The organism is Streptomyces sp. NPDC053755 (assembly GCF_040677675.1).
GTDB lineage: Bacteria > Actinomycetota > Actinomycetes > Streptomycetales > Streptomycetaceae > Streptomyces.
Map to the genome: position 1 here is coordinate 1 of NZ_JBFASK010000077.1, position 1,976 is coordinate 1,976.

General features: G+C 70.0%; 4 protein-coding genes. 3 read left to right on the forward strand and 1 reads right to left on the reverse strand.

Annotation, left to right across the window (positions count from 1 at the left end):
- Window positions 1-140: 140 nt before the first annotated feature.
- The 3 genes from AB0K65_RS32245 (at window position 141) to AB0K65_RS32255 (ending at window position 1,399) form a co-directional block, all read left to right on the forward strand.
- Window positions 141-437 carry a hypothetical protein gene (locus tag AB0K65_RS32245; RefSeq protein ID WP_365722846.1) on the forward strand — a complete coding sequence of 99 codons (297 nt, stop codon included), beginning with the start codon at window positions 141-143 and terminating at the stop codon, window positions 435-437.
- Between the two features lie 178 nt (window positions 438-615).
- Entirely contained in the window at window positions 616-927 is a 312-nt protein-coding gene (locus tag AB0K65_RS32250; RefSeq protein ID WP_365722848.1) for a hypothetical protein, read from the forward strand.
- Window positions 827-1,399, forward strand: a complete 573-nt coding sequence (locus AB0K65_RS32255) for a dihydrofolate reductase family protein (protein WP_365722850.1) — start codon at window positions 827-829, stop codon at window positions 1,397-1,399. The genes AB0K65_RS32250 and AB0K65_RS32255 overlap by 101 nt, the downstream gene beginning before the upstream one ends.
- A gap of 24 nt (window positions 1,400-1,423) precedes the next feature.
- Here the strand turns inward: AB0K65_RS32255 and AB0K65_RS32260 are convergent, their stop codons facing one another.
- Window positions 1,424-1,681 (reverse strand): hypothetical protein, encoded by a 258-nt coding sequence (locus AB0K65_RS32260; protein WP_365722852.1) that lies wholly within the window; start codon window positions 1,679-1,681, stop codon window positions 1,424-1,426.
- Between the last annotated feature and the right edge of the window lie 295 nt (window positions 1,682-1,976).

Consider the following 1,976-nt stretch of genomic DNA (forward strand, 5'->3'; position numbering starts at 1 on the left):
CGGACACCCGCCCATCACCCGCGTCAACAACGCTGCAGGTCAATACACCTAGGCCCTGCATCGTTTGAGCTTGCCTTGGGCTGCGGTGCTCCTAACCGAGGGCTTCACCAACGTCCTCGTGCCCACCTTTGACCTGCCCGATGTCCGCTTCGCCTGCGTCACCTCCCCCGACGGCGCACCTACTTCTGGGCGGTCGCCCCGGGGCCTACGAAGGCCTGTTTGCTGCCTGGGCCCGCGACGGGAAGCTGAGGTTTGCTGCCTTCGAGGCCTTCACCGACCCGCGCATCCTCTTCGAGTCCCAGGCGTGGCTCACGAACGTGGCCGCCCAGGAGCCGGGCCGCCCCGGCACCGTCATGGTCGGCTCCGTCGAGCGAGGCCGGTGGATCAACTGGAACCTCCCGTCGCTCCCTCCCCCACCCGTTCCCGCCTACTGGTGACCTGCCACCTGCGATGAGAAGGGTCTAGCTCCAGCACTGGTGTGGAAGTTCGCCCTCCGCCACAGATGCCCCTCCGCGTCACTTGCGGCGCGAGCGCCGCCCGAACCAGGTGAAAGAACTGCCCCCTGCGAACGACTCATCTACCACAATGATCAGCATCTTCAAGCAGGAGGCAGTCATGGCCGCACCCAGCAACGGAATCTCCATCACGCACGCTTTGGAGTCGCACGACTGGTCCAACGAGGAGACCGCCGCGTACGAGGCCGCGATCGAGGCGATCAACGGCGCGGTCGGCGCCTACAGCTCCCGCATCGCCGCCGAGGAGGCCAAGCCGCACCCGGACCAGGCGGTCATCAGGCAGGCGCGCGCCGCCCAGGTCCGGCTCGCCCATGAGCGGGAGGAGTTGCGCTCCAGCGACCGGGAGCAGATCGCCGCCGCCCGGCAGCGCTACGCGCAGCTCGCCCGCGAGGTCCGGGGAGGTACCGTGTGATCCACCCGGTCGAAGTCGAGCGCTACCGCTTACCGGAGGCGGAGAACCAGCGGATCTTCCGCGAGCGGATCGTCCCCGACCTCCTGGCAGGACGCGCGCCGCAGCCAACGCCCGCCGTGGTCTCCCTCGTCGGTCAGCCCGGCGCCGGCAAGAGCCGCGGGACCGAGATGGTCGCAACCGCGCTCAATCAGTACGTCCGGGCCCACGGCCTGCACGCGATCATTCAGGAGACCTCGCGGAACACCCAGGCCGGGCCGGCGACATCGTCGTCTACGCCGGCGGCCGGCTCGTTCGCACACGGGTGGAGCACGACCTCGTCGACGAGTTCCGGCTCGTGGTGTTGCCCGTCGTCCTGGGCGCGGGAGAACGTCTCTTCGGCGCCCTCGGCGACACGAAGCCCCCCTGGTCGACATGCGTGCCGTCGGCGACAGCCTCGCCCCTCACCTACCGGCCCGTCCGGGACGTCGCCTGAAGCGGCGTCCCGCCGTGAGCCTCCTCAGCGGGGCGGGAGCAGGGGCGACAGGGCGACGGTGACCGAAGCCCCCGTGAGCATGACGACCCGGACGACCGTCGCGGGCTCCCCGGTGAACAGCTCCGCCGTCCGGAGCCAGGCAGTCCGGGAGCGGCGGCTCGCGGTCCGGGCGTCACCGTCGGCGAGGGAGGGCGGCTCGGTCCACGGAGCGCAGGGTGATCCTTCGCCCCTGAGCCAGTAGACACCGTCCATCACCGTGTACTGATTTCTGCGAGTCTGCATGCCGGACTCAACTTCGCGGCTCGGCAGGGGGCAACGCGATGGCGGCACTTCGCCACCGAATCGCAATCTTCGCCCCTGCCCGAGGCTCTCGGTCCTGCCCCTGGAAGAACAGGGTGTCGACGCTCAAGGTTCGCGGGAGCCGAAGGCGTTCACTGGTCGTCACGCTCCTGCCCCGGTGGACGGGGCGGCCTCGCGCCCACGCGTCGCCGACGCGGCGGGGAAGGACGGGGCGTGGGGCGGCAGCTTGAGCGCGATGTCCAGCAGCTCGTCGGACTTGCCGAGGGCCGAGAGGACG